General features: G+C 46.0%; 23 protein-coding genes and 1 tRNA gene. 3 read left to right on the forward strand and 21 right to left on the reverse strand.

What is annotated here, in order from left to right:
- Positions 1–9: 9 nt before the first annotated feature.
- The 15 genes from VJ249_08505 to VJ249_08575 form a co-directional block, all read right to left on the reverse strand.
- On the reverse strand, positions 10–1,185 hold the full coding sequence (locus VJ249_08505) for a glycosyltransferase family 4 protein (protein ID HKZ94603.1): 1,176 nt from the start codon (positions 1,183–1,185) through the stop codon (positions 10–12).
- A 32-nt stretch (positions 1,186–1,217) separates the two neighbouring features.
- Positions 1,218–1,868, reverse strand: coding sequence for a hypothetical protein (locus VJ249_08510; protein HKZ94604.1), 651 nt, complete (start codon positions 1,866–1,868; stop codon positions 1,218–1,220).
- On the reverse strand, positions 1,865–3,085 hold the full coding sequence (locus tag VJ249_08515) for a glycosyltransferase family 4 protein (protein ID HKZ94605.1): 1,221 nt from the start codon (positions 3,083–3,085) through the stop codon (positions 1,865–1,867). The genes VJ249_08510 and VJ249_08515 overlap by 4 nt, the downstream gene beginning before the upstream one ends.
- 18 nt (positions 3,086–3,103) lie before the next feature.
- Positions 3,104–3,826 (reverse strand): nucleotidyltransferase domain-containing protein, encoded by a 723-nt coding sequence (locus VJ249_08520; GenBank protein ID HKZ94606.1) that lies wholly within the window; start codon positions 3,824–3,826, stop codon positions 3,104–3,106.
- A 1-nt stretch (position 3,827) separates the two neighbouring features.
- The gene (locus VJ249_08525; protein HKZ94607.1) at positions 3,828–4,640 is read right to left on the reverse strand and encodes a DUF362 domain-containing protein; all 813 of its coding nucleotides are present in this window, start codon (positions 4,638–4,640) and stop codon (positions 3,828–3,830) included.
- 120 nt (positions 4,641–4,760) lie between these two features.
- On the reverse strand, positions 4,761–5,846 hold the full coding sequence (locus tag VJ249_08530; GenBank protein HKZ94608.1) for a Gfo/Idh/MocA family oxidoreductase: 1,086 nt from the start codon (positions 5,844–5,846) through the stop codon (positions 4,761–4,763).
- A gap of 23 nt (positions 5,847–5,869) precedes the next feature.
- Positions 5,870–7,030 carry a glycosyltransferase gene (locus VJ249_08535; protein ID HKZ94609.1) on the reverse strand — a complete coding sequence of 387 codons (1,161 nt, stop codon included), beginning with the start codon at positions 7,028–7,030 and terminating at the stop codon, positions 5,870–5,872.
- Between the two features lie 54 nt (positions 7,031–7,084).
- A complete protein-coding gene (locus VJ249_08540) occupies positions 7,085–8,047 on the reverse strand; it encodes a hypothetical protein (protein HKZ94610.1) in 963 nt (320 codons plus the stop codon).
- A 39-nt stretch (positions 8,048–8,086) separates the two neighbouring features.
- Positions 8,087–8,899, reverse strand: coding sequence for a GNAT family N-acetyltransferase (locus tag VJ249_08545; protein HKZ94611.1), 813 nt, complete (start codon positions 8,897–8,899; stop codon positions 8,087–8,089).
- Complete coding sequence (locus VJ249_08550) at positions 8,896–9,714, reverse strand: hypothetical protein (protein ID HKZ94612.1); 819 nt, start codon at positions 9,712–9,714, stop codon at positions 8,896–8,898. Before VJ249_08550 ends, VJ249_08545 begins: the two co-directional genes overlap by 4 nt.
- 27 nt (positions 9,715–9,741) lie before the next feature.
- Complete coding sequence (locus VJ249_08555; GenBank protein HKZ94613.1) at positions 9,742–10,353, reverse strand: DUF1616 domain-containing protein; 612 nt, start codon at positions 10,351–10,353, stop codon at positions 9,742–9,744.
- A 12-nt stretch (positions 10,354–10,365) separates the two neighbouring features.
- Complete coding sequence (locus VJ249_08560) at positions 10,366–10,785, reverse strand: hypothetical protein (protein ID HKZ94614.1); 420 nt, start codon at positions 10,783–10,785, stop codon at positions 10,366–10,368.
- 82 nt (positions 10,786–10,867) lie between these two features.
- Positions 10,868–11,221: a winged helix-turn-helix domain-containing protein gene (locus VJ249_08565; GenBank protein ID HKZ94615.1), complete on the reverse strand. Its 354-nt coding sequence runs from the start codon at positions 11,219–11,221 to the stop codon at positions 10,868–10,870.
- A 55-nt stretch (positions 11,222–11,276) separates the two neighbouring features.
- Entirely contained in the window at positions 11,277–11,669 is a 393-nt protein-coding gene (locus VJ249_08570; GenBank protein ID HKZ94616.1) for a hypothetical protein, read from the reverse strand.
- A 54-nt stretch (positions 11,670–11,723) separates the two neighbouring features.
- The gene (locus VJ249_08575; GenBank protein ID HKZ94617.1) at positions 11,724–11,897 is read right to left on the reverse strand and encodes a hypothetical protein; all 174 of its coding nucleotides are present in this window, start codon (positions 11,895–11,897) and stop codon (positions 11,724–11,726) included.
- Positions 11,898–12,134: 237 nt separating this feature from the next.
- Here VJ249_08575 and VJ249_08580 point away from each other — a divergent pair, with 237 nt between their 5' ends.
- The gene (locus VJ249_08580) at positions 12,135–12,407 is read left to right on the forward strand and encodes a hypothetical protein (GenBank protein HKZ94618.1); all 273 of its coding nucleotides are present in this window, start codon (positions 12,135–12,137) and stop codon (positions 12,405–12,407) included.
- Positions 12,408–12,418: 11 nt separating this feature from the next.
- On the opposite strand, the gene VJ249_08585 is transcribed toward VJ249_08580, so the two are convergent.
- The 3 genes from VJ249_08585 to VJ249_08595 form a co-directional block, all read right to left on the reverse strand.
- Positions 12,419–12,730, reverse strand: coding sequence for a winged helix-turn-helix domain-containing protein (locus VJ249_08585; GenBank protein ID HKZ94619.1), 312 nt, complete (start codon positions 12,728–12,730; stop codon positions 12,419–12,421).
- A 420-nt stretch (positions 12,731–13,150) separates the two neighbouring features.
- Positions 13,151–13,243: transfer RNA gene (locus VJ249_08590), tRNA-Ala, on the reverse strand.
- A 77-nt stretch (positions 13,244–13,320) separates the two neighbouring features.
- The gene (locus VJ249_08595) at positions 13,321–13,662 is read right to left on the reverse strand and encodes a hypothetical protein (protein ID HKZ94620.1); all 342 of its coding nucleotides are present in this window, start codon (positions 13,660–13,662) and stop codon (positions 13,321–13,323) included.
- Between the two features lie 134 nt (positions 13,663–13,796).
- Here VJ249_08595 and VJ249_08600 point away from each other — a divergent pair, with 134 nt between their 5' ends.
- Entirely contained in the window at positions 13,797–14,054 is a 258-nt protein-coding gene (locus VJ249_08600) for a hypothetical protein (GenBank protein ID HKZ94621.1), read from the forward strand.
- Here VJ249_08600 and VJ249_08605 read toward each other — a convergent pair.
- Genes VJ249_08605 through VJ249_08615 form a run of 3 tightly spaced genes read right to left on the reverse strand, consistent with a single transcriptional unit; the run spans position 14,026 to position 16,764 of the window.
- Positions 14,026–15,084 (reverse strand): ABC transporter ATP-binding protein, encoded by a 1,059-nt coding sequence (locus tag VJ249_08605; GenBank protein HKZ94622.1) that lies wholly within the window; start codon positions 15,082–15,084, stop codon positions 14,026–14,028. The two genes, VJ249_08600 and VJ249_08605, sit on opposite strands and share 29 nt — an antisense overlap.
- Positions 15,081–15,776 carry an ABC transporter permease gene (locus VJ249_08610; protein HKZ94623.1) on the reverse strand — a complete coding sequence of 232 codons (696 nt, stop codon included), beginning with the start codon at positions 15,774–15,776 and terminating at the stop codon, positions 15,081–15,083. Before VJ249_08610 ends, VJ249_08605 begins: the two co-directional genes overlap by 4 nt.
- Before the next feature lie 10 nt (positions 15,777–15,786).
- A complete protein-coding gene (locus VJ249_08615; protein ID HKZ94624.1) occupies positions 15,787–16,764 on the reverse strand; it encodes a substrate-binding domain-containing protein in 978 nt (325 codons plus the stop codon).
- A 254-nt stretch (positions 16,765–17,018) separates the two neighbouring features.
- On the opposite strand from VJ249_08615, the gene VJ249_08620 reads away from it, so the two are divergent.
- Complete coding sequence (locus VJ249_08620) at positions 17,019–17,393, forward strand: DNA polymerase ligase N-terminal domain-containing protein (GenBank protein ID HKZ94625.1); 375 nt, start codon at positions 17,019–17,021, stop codon at positions 17,391–17,393.
- Positions 17,394–17,505: the final 112 nt, after the last annotated feature.

Genomic DNA, 17,505 nt, shown 5'->3' on the forward strand with positions numbered 1-17,505 from the left:
ACCATCGCCTTATCCGCTTTCGAGCGCATTCACGAAGACGTCAAGTGTCTGCGCAACAATCCTATTCCAATCGTAATAGCGTTCCACATGTTCGCGTGCATTAAGACCAATACGCTTGCGGGTCTCTTCGTCTTCCAACAACTCGATGATCTTTTCTGCGAGGATGTTAGGATTCCCGGACGGCACCAACATGCCATCCTGCCCCGATGTAATTATCTCAGGAATTGCTCCTGTGCATGTTGAGACTACAGGCTTGCCCATGGCCATAGATTCCAATATGGTCAGTGGGCATTCCACTTGCGGCCAGAATTTGAATGGAAGGACGACGAGATCTGCCGAAGCCAAGTATTGAATCAAGGTGTCTTCGTCGAAAATACCTACTCGTAGTTCACTAAAACTGTCAAAGGTTAGTCGGCGCTCCGCTTTTGCGTCTTTTTCACGACCAAGTAGAAGAAGTTTAGCCGATGGCACTTTTCTCTTGATTTCAGGCATCGCCATTGTCAACGTGTCAACACCGCGGAACGTGGACAAGGGACCATAGTATAGTATTATCAAGTCTTCCTTGGACAAACCTAGCTTCGCACGGGCGTCCTCCGAATTTAGCGGACGAAATCGCTGAGTGTCCACTCCTGAACGAATTGTCTCAACTTCAGCATGTATCCCAATCTCTTCCAGATACAGCGCTAAACGTTCACTCAGTGTGATTACCCGTCGAACTTTTGAAGCGCGCACCCATTTCCTGATTAGGCAACGAGGAAAGACAGAGCTTGAGACATTGTTCCAGTACTTGAATAGTTGTAGCTTTTCTCTTAACTCTAGGCCGCGTAAATCGCGCATTGAGAGAGGACCTGAGTGCAGTGTCCACACGGTTGCGCTTGATATATTGTTTAGACGCGAGAGATAAAACGAGCTCCAAGTGTCGCTTCCATGCCAGTTGGTTACTTCGGCATGTTCTTCATCCACAGTCCTAGTTATCTCATGAGTGTCAAGAAAGAAATGCGAGCGTCCAACTCTCCTTATATGCAAACCTGCTATGTCTTCGTCATTCTGCAATGCATGCTTGCCGTCTGAGATGATCTGGACCTCGTTTCCGGACTTTTGAAGTCTCTTGGCTACCTCGACAACGTGTCTCCAAGGCTGTGCACGTGCTGAGTCAAGGGTAAGGCCCTCGCAAACGAAAAACACTTTCAACGTCAATTACTCCAACGCTGGTCATCTCAGCTGCGTGGAAGGTGAGACAATGTTTGGGTTCGGATTTGACTGCAGTTGTGGACAAAATCTCGATTTGAGTCGATGATCACAAAATTGAACTTTCTAGCTAGCTCTAAGAATGCCCTTCTCCTCATCGAAAGTTGTTCGGTGTTGAATCCACGCCTTGATCTAGCCGTGGCCACGTTGACGTCTAATAGGAAAGTCACTGCAGGCTTAGGAACCATTTTTGTCGCCAACTCTTCAAAGGTTGACGTATAGAGCTGGCTCGCCCTGAGTTCCATAATCATGTCATACACGTATCGATCGCACACGACCACCAAGCCTCGGAGAAGGCGCACTCTGACGGTTGCTAGAACCCTGACCTGAAAATCTACTAGCAAGAAGAGCCGCCAAAAAACCGCCAGTGTGCCTTTCACTGTCGAAGGCGCAAACTCCAGCGGATCAGTGTACATGCCCTTTTTGGTCTTCTTCCAGTATCCGAGCACCTTTGTGAGACCAAAGAAGGCTAGTGAAAACACTGGTCGTGACGCTGCCCAAACATACGTGCAATTGTAACCCTTTTCGCCCAGAAATGCCACCAGTGATCTCGCGTGTGTGGTCTTGCCTGAACCGTCGATGCCCGTTAGACAGACAAGTGCTCCATTGCCCAGCTTCAAGATTTGGTGCATCCTTCAGTGATGAGCCTTGAGTAAACTTCCACGTACTTCTGCACGACAGTTCTGTAGTCATGGTTGCGATGTATGTTACTAAATGCGTTTTCTCCGATTTCCTTCCTCAGGTTGCCATCTTCCAAAAGTAGGCTTATTGCATTGGCAAGTTTTGGCACGTTCTTACTTGGCACTAGATACCCGGTTCTCTTGTGTTCTATCACTTCCCTTGTAAAAGGGTAGTCAAAGGCTACTACGGCTTTGTGACAGGCCATGGTCTCCATTATAGCAAGGCTGGCGCCAACTTCCACCATGGTCGGAAAGACCGCCAAAGTGCTTCGGTTCATCTCCTTTATGAGCCTCCGGTAAGGCACGTGTCCTTCAAGCGTTACGTTCTTTTCAAGCCGCATGGACTTGATCATTGTACGCAAGGTTTCCTCCATGGGTCCTTTGCCGAAAATCTTAAGCTTGACTTTTTCATTGGTGGCCAAAACAAGGGGCATCGCTCGTATGAGGTACTCCACGCCTTTCGTGGCGTATAGACGGCCACAATTGAATATCGTGAACTCGCTGTCACTGGAATGCGAGTTGTTGTTTTCGTCCGATTCCTCACTCGCTATTGAGTGGATTCTATCTAGGTCTACGCCGTTTCTTATCAAAGTGACTTTTCCGGGGCTTATCTTACTAAAGCTTAGGAAGTCAGCTAGCCCTGCTCCTCCACAAGCAATGTAGTGGTCTGCCAACTTCTCAAGCCGTGTAAGAAAGTCAAAGACGGGATATCCGATAGTGTAGTAGAATGAATCCTCAAGGCTGAACTTCCATGGCTTTAAACTCAAATAGGTGACTAGGCGTCTGAAGTGATGATCATGAAACGATACAACCCAAGGCTTACCAACCTTGTCTTTAACTAAGCCATAGATGGAACCTGACGAATGTTGACTGTGTACAACATCGAATTCGGATAACTTCCTGATTATTCTGCGCGCGTTTTGAAGTTGAAACCACAACACGCGAGGCGGAACATTCAAAATCGGAAGGCGGTACAGCGTCAGGTTGTCCGCTTCTCGGATAACTGTCGGTTTTGTAGCGCCTCCGCAGAACACGGTCACCTTTATTCCCATTGCTGAGAGATAATGCGCAAGGTCGTAGGTCTGAACATCGACTCCACCCCACATGTACGGAGGATATCCTGCAGATATAAGAGCCAAAGAACTAGGCTGGTTCACGTCCAAGCCCCCCATTTCTTAGATGGGCAGCAGCTTCATTCGCATCTCAGCCTTATCTAACTTGTATCGCTGCTCCACCTCGCGTAGTTTTGTTTTGGCTTCTTTCCAGAAACCGTCATCGTAGAGCACTATGCCGTAATACAGAGCATCTAGCGCTTGAATGTCAAGTGCCTCCAATCTCTTCAAGAACTCCTGTTTCGAGCAACATCCGCTCGGCTCAATCCCCAGCGCCAAAGGTCTATCAGAAAGCATCGAAGCCGAACCCACTCCAAGGAGTTTCTTAAGAGAAAAGCCCTCAGATTGTTCTGGCAAGTTGCTGGCAATAATTGTGACATCCACGTCACTTGATGGCTTCCACGATCCTTTTGCTCTTGAACCCAACACAATAACCACGTTCAGAAGCAAGCCTCGGCTCCTGAGTAATTTTACGTATCTAGAGACGCCGTCTGCCATGTCACGACCGGATTCATCTGCGCCTAGGCGTGATGAGCCTGTGTATCGCGCTACTTTGGAGTCAGACCCTGTGAAGACTCTGTGCGAAACCATCCTGAAGAGTCTCTCCACCGTTTGCTTGACCTTTTTCTTAACTCCCCTCTTCATTGCCAGTTTCTTTTGGATTTGCCTGTCGATAATACTCATAGCTGACCTCTTTGGATCGTGAAGATATTTTTCTTGCGCGAGATGAGTCAAGCCTAATGGGACCCTGCTTTCAAGTTCTGCTGAAGCATTCTTGGCTGGCATTTCACACGTCTTGTTCTAAGATGGGGGGGATCACGTCTCCGCTGATTCTTTGGTAAATTCTCAGCAGTTTTAACTGCAAAGTCCACAGCTTTAAAGACATTCGACTTTGGTGTGGAAACTCCTTCTTAAACGAATGCAGTTCTTCCCCGACCACCGTAATGTCGTTGGGGTCGCCAAGTTTTTCTTTGATTGCAAGTTTCAGAAAACCAAGGTCATAAGGATTGTAGCCCATTATTTTCGACGCGATCCAGTCTAACGAGAATGGATTGCTTCCGGCCATTATCAGGTTTAGTTTGATGGGATGACTTCCAAGCGCTGTGGTTCCATCGACTATCGAGACGTGGGGCTTGAGGATCTTGTTTGTGCCGACTATGGCCTCGTTGAGTACTGGGTGATACTTGATTTTCTTTGGTGTCCCAATGCATCCGAAGATGTTTTTCATCGCACATGTGATATATGTTGCACGCATTGTCTTCAGCTTAGGTACGTTGATGAATAGACTGGTATTCAGAAGCGAGACAGGAACCTCAAACATCAAGTCGTGACCGTTGACCCGCACCTTCTTGCTTTCTAAAGAATCAGTAGACAGGTTAAGAAGCTCTACTTTTTTTTCTTGGGCCAACTTCTGGTAGTTTAGCATTAGAAAGGCATGATTTGTGCGCATCGCGGTGGCGTCAGCCTCAGCGACTTGTATGGGTACGTCCCTACCAAATGTATCTCGGACGTAGTCGATTATTCCCGACACCACGCGCGGGTCTGTAGTGTAGCCTGTTGCTGGTTGCCAATAGTAGCAGAGGTTCACCTTGATGATCACTGATTTCGGCGGTTTGTGTGGGCTGAAATTGATGAGGTTGAGTGCTTCTGAAATGGAGTTTTGAATTCCTGTGTCTGAAACAGTTGCGCGAACTAGACTTACAGTGCTGCTCGTTTCTCTCTAGCTCTCCTTTGTTGTTTTCCCCATTTCAGCCGTTGAATCGTTGCTGCAAGTCAATGTCATTCTTTCCCTTTTGTAGGCTTCCTCGATGATCTCAATAATTCTCAGCCCATCCGTGGCTGTGACAGCAGGCTTCAGATCCTCTTCAATGCAACTAAAAAAGTGCCTCAACTCCTTGTAATAAGATTCATAGAAGTAAGTGTAAGCAAGGGGTCGTATCTTCTTTCCAGCAATTCTCCGCACAACATTCTTCGCTCCTTCCTTCATGGCATGAACATAGAAATTGCGGGGAACAAGATCCTCACTTGATATGTATCCTGCATTTCCATGTAATATTGCTCGTAGATTCCATTTTGGAAAAATCAGCTTCTGATACCAACCAACATTGATTATTCCCTTGACCGAAGAATTCACCGAATTCAATATGGCTATGGCGCTGTCTTCCACTGGTAGGTTGAACTTGTGATCGAGACATGAATAAAGCAGTTTGCAGTCACCGGCAAAAAACCGGAATAAGTCAATGAGGTGATAGCCCAAGTCAATTAGCACTCCACCTCCCGACTTCTTTGGATCAAACCACCACTCTGAAACAGGCACGGGAACCAAAGGATGCGAGAAAGGCCCGTTGTACACCTCCTCCAAAGTAAGGACTTCCAAGTCTCCGATGTGGCCTTTTTCAACGGTTTCCTTCATTTTCTCGATTGCTTCAATGAATCTCATCGAGTGACCTATTGTAAACTTCCTGCCGCTCTGCTGAACAAGGTTCACGATTTTGCGGCATTCATCAACCGTGTTAGCCATTGGTTTTTCTTCGAAAACATTTAGCCCAGCTTCTAAAGCTGCCTGAACACTTTCGAAATGAAGAAAGTGCGGTAAGGTTATGATAGCTGCGTCTAACTCGCGTTCCTTGGTAAGCATTTCCCGGTAGTCAGAATAGAGGTTTCTGACGCCAAGTGCTTTGGCTTTGCTTAACGCACCCTTAGAAGCGTCGGCTGCAGCCTCAACTTTGACATTGTCCATGTGCAAGCAATTCATCATGTGCAGTTTGCCCATCTTTCCGAGGCCAATCATGGCAACCTTCAACATATGTCCCCACCAGCCAACAGTTATCAGATTAATGCTCTTTCTCGTAGCATTTCTTCGGTAAGTTGAGCTCTGTCCTCGGGCTTGCTCCAGAATACAACGCGCTTGTTAAGAATAAGTGAAAGAATGCCGACAAGTAGCAAGAGATAACTCTGCACTGTCTCAAGAACCAAGACTCCGACTCTTGGAATAAGAAAGACAAGGAAAACAACCGCAACGTAGGGATAGTTGAACAGCATGTATAGTGTGGCTATCACGAAGAGCAGAAAAATGAACGGATTGATGATATACATGAATACGCTCTCTAACGCAACTGCCCTCGCGCTTTTGACACGGTTTCGTAGAAGAAGCAGGAAATAAGTGGCGAATACGCGTACAAGCTGGATTGTTCGTCTAATCTTGATATCCATTTTTCCTTTCCAAGTGACTGGAAAGGCTGTGAAGAATTCAGCGTCTGGAACCAATATGGCTCTTGAGCCATCTTCAGCAATCCGAATCACTGTTCCACAATCGTCTGAGCCAGTGTTGTATGGATCAAACGAGTTCAATGCTTCCTTTTTGTAAGCGCTAAATCCACCTTCAAAAAAGAGAGTTGAACCTGTTTTCGATTCGCCGAGTTTCTTCAGGTTCATAGATCTGAGGTAGCTATCCTCAGTCCTCGTCACCCATGATTGATCCGCGTTCAGAAGAAGCTTCGGTCCTGAAATCGCCACGACTGAAGAGTTGGCCAGAAAGGGCAACGCCTTGTTTAGAATATCCGATGGCCAAAAGCAATCGGCATCTGAGACAATTATGACATCTTCTTTACAGTATTTCAACGCATAGTTTAACGCTACAGTCTTTCCCATTCTTTCGCTTTGTTCGAGGGTCTCGATTTTCATATTTGGGTGTTGCTTGGCAAAGACGCTCACCTTCTCGATTGTGCCATCAGTTGAGTTGCTGTCAACAACGATTATGTGGGTTAACTCCTTGGGGTACTCTAGTTTTGCCAAATTTTCCATCTTATGGTTAATGACCTGCGATTCGTTATAGGTTGGGACGATTATGGACACGCTCGGTGAATATTTCTCGTTAATCTTTATCCGCCACGGTTTCTTGGCAGCTTTCCTCATTGAGATATATGAAATGCCCGGAATGCCGAACGTGAGAAACAGAAGTGTAGCCCAAACGACTATCAGTGTAAACAACGAGGATTGATAACCTCCATGGTGAACAGATTGCGTTCAAGATTGCACAGAGCACTAATCGAAGAAACATGTGAAATGCTTGAACGTGTGTCGTGGTCTATACTGGAATATTTTCATAGGGTTCTTCACGCTTAGCCAATACAATCTATTGAGATCAACGCTTTCTGAACATAGGGTTTTCCAGTTGTCACTTAAGTGAGATGTAACCTCAATGAGGTTGCTTTTCTGCATCAAACTGATTCTCTCAAACAGAAAGCGTAGCAGGCTGAGGGCAAACTTGACTTTGATATCTGACCACATTTCAGCTTTTTTTCCGGTAGCCGAGTAGCTCTTGTTGAAAACTAACGACGATGGGTGCATAAGCAGAACTGATACTTTTTTTCGAAGCAACAAGCTCTCTATCGAGACGGGAAACGACTTTTGTTCCATCCTGTTTACAAGAGTTGCCAAGATTCCGTCGATTGGTATAGGACCAGGATAGAATGTTATTCCTTTGAAGTTCACTGGGTTGTCTGAGATGTAGGATGAAAAGTCAAATCTGACACCGAATTGTTTCAGAGCGTCCAAGTGAGGAGGCGACCAAGCCAAGAAAGGCGCTCTGAAACACACGATGTTGTTTTCTGGGAAGACTCTCTTCAGTGAGAGTATTCCGCCGGGGTCAACGGTTTTCCCGGTCTCAGGGTTAATGTGCGACGTTTCCCTCTTGATCGACAGTTCGAGAGCCGTTTGGTAGTCAGGCACATCAGTATATTCAAGAATCATCGGTCGTATGGAGTGAACGGCGCCATGATAACCAATTCGATTACTACTCATGAGTTCAATGATTTCTGGATGCCTGTACAGTTGCTCTGCCACGGAGGCTGGTACGAAGAGAATGGCTTGAAACCGGAATTCTCTTAACAGATCCAGCACTGAACGCAGACACGTAAGAGAAACGTTGTCAAGATGGTCTTCTTGCGGAGGTATTCCTTCGACGTCGAATGTTAAGAGAACTTTCCTAGGTGCGTTTCTGCTCAACTTAAGGCCTCAAAACCAGAGGGACTGCGGTTTCCAGGCTCATTTAGCCATTGGGCGAAGAAGTGTTCTGAACTGCTTTCTCATGCGCAGCAGAGTAATTGCATGTCGAATAACTCCTTTGGTCTTGATTTTCCTTCTTAGAATCAATTTCACCACGTCCCACATTCCCTTTTCACCTTGAAGAACGGGAATTATGATACTCAGATCGCCCCTCACTGTAATCTTGGGATTTGCCAAAGTGGTTTCTGTAATTTCTTCCAGGTGAATTTTGCTGTTCTTCAAACTAATCAGGAATGGAGGAGCTCCACTAAGGTTGAAATGAATCACCATTTCTGGTTCATGAAAATCCGTTTCAACTGCTGCATTTCTATCCTTTGCTGATAATATTTTTTCTGTTAGTTGACCACAGTTCATCAGTTTCACATACGTTGTTGTTGAATCGTTCATTAGTATGGATCCAAGTGGCGCATAAAACTTCCTTGCAACTTCGGGCGTGGCAAATCCAGAGACTACAACTATTCCGTTTCTCAGTGCTTCCTGATAGAAGAACTCCATCACTGCGGATCCAACTCCTCGTCCTCGGAAGCTTGGATCAACCGCGGTGTCTCCTCCCAGAGCTGATCTCGCTGTTATGTTGCTAGAGATCTTGAGTTCACGAGGAATCCATGAGGAGGTTCCCACTATTCTTCCGTCTATCTCTGCTATAGTGATTGATGCTGGGTTAAAATTGGGATACAGCCTATGTTTCCATTTCCAGAATTCTGCGCTGAAACCGAAGGTTTCCTTCATTAAATCGATCATTGGTTTTTCGTCGGCGTCCATGAAGTTTCTAGTTGTAAGCTGGGCCTTCATCCGAAATCACCTTTTGGGACGAACCATGGGTCGCTTAGCCTGAGAGCTGAGAATAACTTTGCCACCTTGCGAAACTTCCAGAAGGGTTGCGTTTCTATTCTCGTTCTGAGCACTGCACTTAGTGGATTCATCAATCCGAATAGGCAGGCTGTAAACGTTTTCGTATCTGTCCTTATCCTAACTGAGGAAGCTTGAGAAGTTCCAGCGCTTACTGTGATGTCGTTTTCGTCGGTTTGAACCCAAAATGAGTAGCTCCGGGAAGTCTGAGAACCTGAGATTGAGATCTGAAATATCTCGTCTAGACCATCAAGTCTGGATTTCCTGAGTTTGACTATTTCATGTACAAGCTGACAATAGTCCAAGATCGTCATGAGAGATTGCACGTGGGGAAATTCGCCAAATCCATTTTCCAAAACGATCTTTCGTAGAATTTCGTCCTCTTTTGGCGCGTCTAACGAGATCTGATCCACTTTTCTGGATCTAGCGTATTCCGCTATCCACGAAACAAGAATCCTTGCTGCAGTCTCTCCTTCTTCGCGCGTGTAGCAGAGTTCCAAGACATCAGCTCGAATCTTTCCGTTCTTTGACTCAACTGCAACCACGGCATACCCTACTATTTCGCCTGCCTTTTCCAGTATGCAGATACCGTTTTTTTCAACTGTTGGTCTATTGAGACAGCACCAAGTCCAATATTCGCTTGTTCTTGGCACAAAACCCGCATGCGCCGAGAAAACACCGTTAAATAAGGCGGGCAGAACATTTTCATCACCGCTTCTATAGGTTCTGATGACGTAATTCGAAGATCGCTCCACCAACTTGAATTACTCCCAGATATGTGATGCTTAAACCGTTTTCGTGAAGTTGAGCCAGAGTGCCACAAATCTGTTATCGTACTCGAAAGCTTGCGACGTCAGATCATACCTCCAGAGTTCAAGAAATAGCTGGTAGTAGAAGCCATCTCTTTGGGAATCCCATATGGCTTGGCTTGGGGGATCAAATGCTAACGCAACATAGTTGAAACTCATTTGCCTGACTACAACGGTGTTGTTCTGCCCCACAACACTCTCTATTCTGAAGCTCAGTTCACCTTCCCAACTATCATCACTTGCTACAAAAACATTGTACTCGTATAACGCGGGCAGCGTGCTCGGCGTGGAATTCGCGGCGACCGGAACCGATTGAGTCTGATTACGGAACTTTGCGAGAATTCTGTAATAGGCGGATTCCCCGAGTCGGTTACTCACTCTCACGTAAACGGTGTACGTTTCGTTTACTCCCACGTTAAAAGGGTAATTCTCCGCCTTATGATCTGGTCCCAGAAGCCAGAGTTCGGAGAACTGTTCAGAGCTACTAGGTATCTTTACAAATAAGGTTAAGGTGGGAATCGCTGCAACGAGAATCAACACTAGAACTCCAGCAACAAAAAGATTTCGAAAATTGTTCGTGTTTGTCATAATGAACCCAATCTATGGGTGGCCTTCAAAATGACGCTTTTTCAGGAAAAGCCAGATCAAGATGCTTCCAAAGATAATTATGACTATTGCGAGAATCGACCCTGCGCTCACAAGCAGTTGTCGAGAAAGGTTCTGGCTCGAAGCGAAGGCCTTCAGCTCAGATCCCTCGGCGTCTACTTGTTCTCCAATGTATCTAGCTTGATTAGCCAAACTGGACGCTTCTGTGAAATTACCTTTAGCATATGCAGCTCGGGCGCCTGTTAGAAAAGAACCTGCTTCATTTAACTTACTAGTCAACTCATCGATGTTTCCGCCTTTTGCTTCTGCATCAACCACAGACTGATATGCTGAGATGATTACATGTTCAGCGTTCTTGATAGTTGAAAGGGCCGAATCCTGTTCAGCTTGGACTTGTGACTTGGCTGCTGTCATCAGGAGGTTGAGCGCCAAATTCAGCAAGAGCAAAATGATGATAAGGCTTCCAAGTCTCGTAAGAACTATCCCTCAAATCAGGTCATTGTTTAGTTCTCTTCTTCCCAGACGAATTACCTCGAAATGTTGGTTTCAGACACATGCCCTCTAGGGTGGCTTTTTGGCTGTTGACACTATGAAGGTGCTCCGCTAAGCCCTTACATCGTTTCGAATAATCTTCATATTTGCTGAGAAACTCGTCACCTTTGGGAGTCAGTACGTATGAATCTTTTTCTTTACATTTCACTAATCCAGCATTCAGAACCTCAGCTAGATACCTGCAAAGGAGCTTGTAACTTAAATTTGCGCGGTACATGATGCGAGTTTTCTTGGATCCGTTGCCTATTATTCCAAGGATATCTGCAATAATCTGTAGCCTGCCGCGGTATTTTCCCAACTTTGTACCACCTAGAAAACGCGAAACGCTCAAATGGGTCCAGAGAATCTATTCTTCACGCTTTGATGTGAAGCCAGCCTCTTCCGCCTTTTTTCAACTGCCTCTGGTAAGCATGTTCAGTCTTCGACGGCGCCTGTCTTCTTCTTTGTTTTGGGTTTTTGGGATCCAGAACTGTTCGTACGAACTTTCCCCATCCGCCAACCGATGGATTTGGTGGAATCCATTCGCTGCCGACGGCATTTCTGTGTTGCTCCAGTATATCCTGTAAATCCAAAAGCTTGAACTTCCTTGTGGCAATAATCACTGTGCCTCGTTCGATGAGCAACATGGAATAGTCTTTGTCAGCTATTCCTTCTGCCCGTACTCTATCGTCAAAACGATTACGCCACAGGGTTTTCCATTGTTCTTTAAGTTCGTCCACTAGTTGCTTTCTATCGCTAATCTCCATTCACCAAATCCCTCCTTGATCGGAGCAGATGAGAATCAGCTTACGAACAGCTCGTCAACTCTCTTTGGCCGATGCCTCCAAGAATGTTCTCATCAACGAACGGATGGCTTCGCTTCGGCTGGAGTACTTCCTCTTCAATTCGAAATCGAAGGCCTCAACCAGCTCTCTGGGCGCCTTAAACTCTACCAGCAGTATTTCGTCTCTGTCCTTGGTTTGGTTTTTGGGCAATTTGGAGTCTTTTCCCCTTCTTACTTTCGACCACGCAAGTCGAGTCGGTTCTTAGCCGACGTGAAGCGAGGTAACTAAAATGTCGTTAAGCTATTTAAGTTGTGATGGAGAGAGCTTCTGTTGAGAAGTTCTATAACTTCCTTCTATTTTTTCTAGAGAGTTGCTATGAAACGATTGCTCACAAGCCATTTATTCCTTCCACGACTATAGAAGGACGGACTGTGCGGAGAACCCACTTTGCTCATCATCGATGAGATCCTAGATGCTATACGGAACGGCGAATGGCATCAGGTAAAAGAAGTTGCACAAAAGGCCAGATCGAGCGAGTCTAAAGTTGAACTGGTTTCAGGTTTTCTGGCAACTTATGACTTTTTGGAATTCGACCGAAAGAACAAGAGAGTTAGGCTGTCAATGCAGCTTCAACGTTTCTTAGGAAAAATTCGAGAAGTTGAGAGCGAGGAAAGAGTCGGCAAGAAAGATACTCTGTCACGAACCTGTTTTCTATCCTAGCCCGCCCTATTTCATTCATCAGCTTCTAGTTCTGTGGTTGACAGCAAGGCGCGTATGCTGCTGTAGGCTTGGATGAAAGCTTTTCCTTTGTTTGTTGTCAGGTATTTGCCGGAGGGATTTTCATCCCCTATAACTTTGGTGCGCTTGATCAGTTTTCTCTCAGTAAGAAAATCGAGATAGGTGTGAAGCTGCTTGAAGCTGAGGTTGCATCTGTACATGATGTGCGTTCGTCTCGACTCGTTTTCTGCGACGCGCAGAATATTCGCTATTATGTCAATGCGACTTCGATGTACTAAACTCGGCTTCTTTTCTACTTGAACCAACGAAAGCACCGGAAATCGAGGTTTTTCTATTCGAGGAGTATGTGTCTAGGATATCTCAGCATATTTAAGGGTTAGAGACAAAAAGGAGGTAATCATTCTTGCTGCAGCTGCGTTTTTTTATTTTGAATGTGACAAGTGTTCTGTAGAGATTTTATAGAAAATTCGCTGAAATCTTCAATGGGTTCTGACTGGGGCGTCAAGTCTTGGATCAGGCTGTTCCTTAGGTTCTACTTCGAAACCAGTCTTAGAATGAAGTTGCTTTTGTTTGTACAGCCCTTTTTTGGCTTTCATGTTTCTCCGTTAAGGGCTTTGGCGATTTCGGTATCACTTGCTAAAATGCGTGGAGTTTTCAGGCTGCAGTTCAATGGTTCTTTTGTGCCCTTATGAATTCTTGATGCGTTGTGTTAACAGTGGTTTTGTTGGTGGGGCTGCCCGGATTTGGACCGGGGTCAAGAGAGCCCAATTGGAGCATTTGCTTGTCTCCTAGCCTAGACCATGCTAGCCGACAGCCCCGATTTTGATGTTACTGCTTGTTAAGAATGCGTGGGTGTAGATAAGATTTAAGTTGGCTTTTCCTGACTGGCTGGCTTCTAGCGGTTACGTCTTTTGACGAAGCATTGCATTACTTTGGGGCACACGGCACAATCGTCTGGAATGTCTGCGTTGTCAGGGAGGTCTCCTAAATATCCGAAGCCATGTTTGCAGTGTGTGGGCGCTCTTTGACCGATGTTGAAAACGGTTTCCACTTGGATTAGTTTGGGACGGGTTGGGTCATCTGTGGCTATTTCTATCTTTGATCGACAGTGGGGGCAGGCATAGTAGGTTTCTCTTAGAAGTTTAGTTGTGTCCGTCAAGACTATGGGCTTCTCAAACGTTTTGTTGCACATAGTGTAGGGGCAATGAAGTTTGCCTGACTGATGCAGGAGACCCATGGTCTAGAAAACCTCAATATTACCAGATATGCCTAAGGTATTACCAATTAGTATCGAGCCTACGTAAACTAATAAACATTATCGCATACATGCACAACACATATACACAAGGGAGTTTCGCAGGAGAGGAATGTATGAGCTGGCGAAATCACGTCAACAGTGCTTTATGGTCTATTTTGGTTGACGCGGTCCACACTTTACCCATGTATCCGCATCACAAGGCATACGTGCGCGACGCTATTCTCGCGGAGCAACCCAATATGAGCGCTGAGGACTTGGCGCTCAAATTGAACATCTCACTCGGCGAAAGCTTGGTAATCCTGTATGAACTCGAAAAACCCAGAGACGAGAGCGAGAAAACCTCTAAACAGCCTGAACAGAAGACGCTTTGAAAGCCAAATAGACGCTTGAGCCCAAGTTGAGAGCCATTTCATTGAAAGATTTCCTTGTGACCTGAACTACGAAGTCTTTTCCAATGCTGACTTTCAACTTAACTATTGAGCCCAGGTCGGAGATTTCAGATATTCTGCCTTTGAACACGTTTCTCGCGCTTGAAATTAACGGTTCAGCGGAGAGTATTATGTCTTCAGGTCTTATGAAAATCGTAACCGCGCCAGATTTTTCCAACGTTGAGACAATGCTCACTCCGCTTCCGATGTCAACGACTGTAGTGCCTTCTTCAGTTGTCTTGGAAACACCAGAGAAAACGTTTTCAAGCCTTGCGAAACCTGCTAGGAATTTTGATGGCGAGCGGAAGACTTCTTGAGATCTCCCAACTCTTTCGATTCTGCCGCGATTAAGCACAGCGACTCTGCTGGCTAAGTTCCCTGCCTGCGCCATGTTTTGGGTCGCGACGATTATTGTTTTCCTATGTTTGCTTACTGCCTGCAGAATGTCTTCGATCAATGAGGCGTTTTTTGGGTCTATATTTGCTGTTGGCTCATCGAGCAGAAGGACTTTTGTGTCGAGCGCCAATGCCCTCGCTATTGCAACTCTTTGCTGTTCGCCTCCTGACAACTTCCTAGCCGACCGCTTTTCAAAACCTTCAAGCTTGACCGTTTGCAGCACTTCTTTCACTTTTGTTGCTACATTGTTCTTTGTGTGCCCTTTGAGCTTGAGTCCATATGCGATGTTGTCATAGACCGTCCCTGTGAACATGACCGTCTTCTGGAACACCATCGTGATGTTTTTCGTTAGTTTGTCATTGTTGCGTGAGTTTATCTTCTCTTCTTGAAAGTACATTTCGCCTTGCGTCGGTGTTTCTATCCCAGAAACTATGCGCAACAAAGTAGTTTTACCAGAGCCGTTGGGTCCAATGAGTGCGAGGACTTCTCCTGTCTCAACCTTTAGGTTTGCTTTGTCTAGCGCGTTGATAGCTCCGTATTCTTTGGTTACGTCAACAAGCTCGACTATGCAGGTCATGTCTTCCCTCTCTGAGCTAGGTTTACAACGAGACTTAGTCCTGTAACTATGAGCAGCAGTATGATTGTAAGCGCTATGCTCAGTACGATCTCGCCTTTGTTGGTATCTAATGCTATTGTGGTTGTGAGGACCCTAGTGTAGCCGCTTATGTTACCGCCGACCATGAGAGCCACTCCTAGCTCTGCGATAGCTCGGTTGAAGCTTGCAATAACTGCCAAGCCAACTCCACTTGTGGATTCTCCTAAAACAGTAAGTGAAGCTTCAAGTTCAGATGCGCCGAGCGTTTTAGCCAAGTTCCTTATTTCTGGGTCGATGGCTTCAATGGCGTTTGTTACTAGGCTGACAGCTATTGGTGTAATGAGTACTGCTTGGCCGAAGATTATGGCTGTTGGAGTGTACAAAATGTGAAGAAAGCCCAATGGCCCAGATTTTGAAAGAAGCAAGAACAAGATGAGGCCGAGTGCCGTCGTAGGGATGCCGAGTAGGGCATTAAACATGCCTTTAATGAAGATTTTGCCGCGAAATCGCTTTTGACTTAGGACTATAGCGGTTGGCAAGCTCCATAGCATGCAAAGTGCTGTGGCGCCGAATGATATCAGGATGGTTCGCGAAGTGATATCGATTACTGTAGGGTCCCCTGAGAAAATGAGTTCAAAAGCCTTGATTATGCCGTCGATTATCTCATTGCTCACGAGGTTTCTCTCAGGGGTATAACTCTGCGTAACCGATTCGATATTGGCTTGGGCATTCGGTGCCGTTGAAGTAGGCGTAACCTTTGATCCATTGAGCAATGGTTGGATCCGTGTTTTCCTTCAGGACTTTCACGGCTGCAGAGAATAAGCTTTGGCTGTAGGTTTCCTTCCCGAAATCCTCAATGATCTGTTGTCCTTCTTCTGAGATGAGCCATTTGATGAATGTCATTGCGCCGTTGAAGTTGACTGACGGGTGCAATGTTTGGTTGACCGCTATGGCGCTGTACACGTTTAGCAGGTCTTTTTCCTCTTTGATCAGGACTTCAAGCGTTATCAGACCATCATTGTAGTACTTCAGGTATGTTCCTGTGTCAGCCAGAGTGTAGGCGTCGAAGTAGTCTGCTTTTTTCAGGGTTTCTCCCATGCCTGAGCCGGCGTTGATGTACCAGCTTTCTTTAGATACATCGGCATAGGTGAATCCTGCGCTTGCCCACAGGCTCTTCTCTTTTGAATGTGTGCCCGAATTGTCTCCTCTTGAAACCCATTTTGCCATGCCATTTCTTCCATTCTCAGCGATCTTTGACAGTGCTTGAAGCGGCTGCAAACTCTCAATTTGAACTGGATCACTCACAGGCCCTACTATGGCGAAGAAGTTGTAGGCTGCGATCTTTCTGTTGACTCCTATTCCACCGGTCAGGAAATTCTTTTCATCAGGTGGTGAATGGACCAGTATGAGGTCTGCGTCGCCTCGTTGTGCATGTTGAATGGCTATGCCTGTGCCAACAGATATGAAGTTGAGGTCGATAGGATATTTAGCTTCGAATTCTGCTTCCACCGCGTCGAGCAGTTCTGTGTCGTAGAGGCTTGTTGTTGTTGATACTATGACTCGCTCTCTGGCTGATCCTCGCAGGTAATAGTTGGTTGCTGCAACTGAAGCGATAACCGCGACAACAAGCACAGTTACCCAGACTAGAAGCATTTTTCTCATGTTGTAACATCCTCGTTATGTTTGAGCGTATACATCGAGCCGATGTAACCTTATATGCATATCGGTGCATTTGGGCCGAGTCTTTCAGAGAAGAAGAGTAATCACACGTTAGGAGAGCAGTCAAGAAGTCACTATTAACTGAGGTATCGGGAACCTAATAACACGTGAGCTTGCAATAGGCTCGCCTAGCTCAAACCGGTAAAGGTAGTTATTTATTGTGCCTAGGGTTCAATTCACTCGTACGGAGGGCACGAATGTCCGCTGCGTCGGCTAGATTTGTCATACAGAAGCATCAAGCCACTCATCTCCACTATGACTTCCGCCTAGAAATGGACAATGTACTGAAGAGTTGGGCTGCGCCCAAGGAGCCGCCAACTCAGTCAGGTATCAGAAGACTTGCGGTGCAGGTGGAAGACCATGAACTAAGCTACATTGATTTCAAAGGCACAATTCCAGAAGGCGAATACGGTGCGGGCACAGTTGAGATCTGGGACAAAGGCACATACACGCTGCAGAGTCGAACCGAAAAGATAATCGAATTTACTCTACACGGCTCAAAACTGAGCGGCAACTATGCGTTAGTCAACTTCAAAGAAAACAACTGGCTGCTTATCAAAAAGAAAACCTAGTATTGGCTCAAGAGGAAAAATGGACCTCAACAGCTTTTGCTCCGACGTCAGCGTGACCAAAGCCAACCCAGTAGTCACGGGCCAGCAACAGAAAAAGGCGACAGAGACATTT

The organism is Candidatus Bathyarchaeia archaeon, assembly GCA_035283685.1.
Lineage (GTDB): Archaea > Thermoproteota > Bathyarchaeia > Bathyarchaeales > Bathyarchaeaceae > DATETJ01.

Bases quoted from the DNA above. Each gene is read 5' to 3' on its own strand.
- VJ249_08520 (HKZ94606.1), bottom strand. From the start codon at position 3,826: ATGCCAGCCAAGAATGCTTCAGCAGAACTTGAAAGCAGGGTCCCATTA.
- VJ249_08530 (HKZ94608.1), bottom strand. From the start codon at position 5,846: ATGTTGAAGGTTGCCATGATTGGCCTCGGAAAGATGGGCAAACTGCAC.
- VJ249_08545 (HKZ94611.1), bottom strand. From the start codon at position 8,899: ATGAAGGCCCAGCTTACAACTAGAAACTTCATGGACGCCGACGAAAAA.
- VJ249_08555 (HKZ94613.1), bottom strand. From the start codon at position 10,353: ATGACAAACACGAACAATTTTCGAAATCTTTTTGTTGCTGGAGTTCTA.
- VJ249_08560 (HKZ94614.1), bottom strand. From the start codon at position 10,785: ATGACAGCAGCCAAGTCACAAGTCCAAGCTGAACAGGATTCGGCCCTT.
- VJ249_08570 (HKZ94616.1), bottom strand. From the start codon at position 11,669: ATGGAGATTAGCGATAGAAAGCAACTAGTGGACGAACTTAAAGAACAA.
- VJ249_08595 (HKZ94620.1), bottom strand. From the start codon at position 13,662: ATGGGTCTCCTGCATCAGTCAGGCAAACTTCATTGCCCCTACACTATG.
- VJ249_08600 (HKZ94621.1), top strand. From the start codon at position 13,797: ATGAGCTGGCGAAATCACGTCAACAGTGCTTTATGGTCTATTTTGGTT.
- VJ249_08605 (HKZ94622.1), bottom strand. From the start codon at position 15,084: ATGACCTGCATAGTCGAGCTTGTTGACGTAACCAAAGAATACGGAGCT.
- VJ249_08615 (HKZ94624.1), bottom strand. From the start codon at position 16,764: ATGAGAAAAATGCTTCTAGTCTGGGTAACTGTGCTTGTTGTCGCGGTT.
- VJ249_08620 (HKZ94625.1), top strand. From the start codon at position 17,019: ATGTCCGCTGCGTCGGCTAGATTTGTCATACAGAAGCATCAAGCCACT.